Below are 491 nucleotides of genomic sequence, written 5' to 3' on the forward strand. Positions count from 1 at the left end.
CCTAATACAGAAATGACAAAATTCATCAATGCTTATAAAAGTGCAAGTTCTCGACTTATTAAAAGAGACTTTCCACAAGTGAAAAAGAAACTTTGGAAAGAGATGTTTTGGTCAAGAAGTTTTTGCTTGCTAACTACTGGTGGTTCGCCAATAGACGTAGTAAAAACATATATTGAAAATCAAAGTGAAAAGTGAGGTGAAATGATATGACAAAGCAGAATAAAGCATATAAATTCCGTTTGTATCCAACAGAAGACCAAGCACATCTTATGCGTAAAACCTTCGGTTGTGTACGTTTCGTGTATAACAGAATGTTAGCTGAACGGAAAGAATCGTATGAAAAACATAAAGATGATAAGGATCAACTAAAGAAACAAAAGCTTCCCACTCCTGCGAAATACAAAGCAGAATTCGAGTGGTTAAAAGAAGTTGATTCATTAGCTTTGGCAAATGCTCAACTAAACTTGCAAACTGCCTATAAAAATTTCTTT

1 protein-coding gene and 1 pseudogene are annotated in these 491 nt (G+C 34.0%); both read left to right on the forward strand.

Annotated features, from left to right (window positions below; genetic code table 11):
* A pseudogene (tnpA, locus tag HFD78_RS29060) lies at nt 1-195 on the forward strand (IS200/IS605-like element ISBth16 family transposase); the annotation flags it as partial.
* An 11-nt stretch (nt 196-206) separates the two neighbouring features.
* Nucleotides 207-491 (forward strand): helix-turn-helix domain-containing protein (locus HFD78_RS29065; protein WP_191968149.1); only part of this gene is annotated, 285 nt, incomplete at its 3' end.

The sequence above is a fragment of the Bacillus sp. EKM501B genome (genome assembly GCF_011800505.1).
In the GTDB taxonomy this organism is placed as follows: domain Bacteria; phylum Bacillota; class Bacilli; order Bacillales; family Bacillaceae_G; genus Bacillus_A; species Bacillus_A cereus.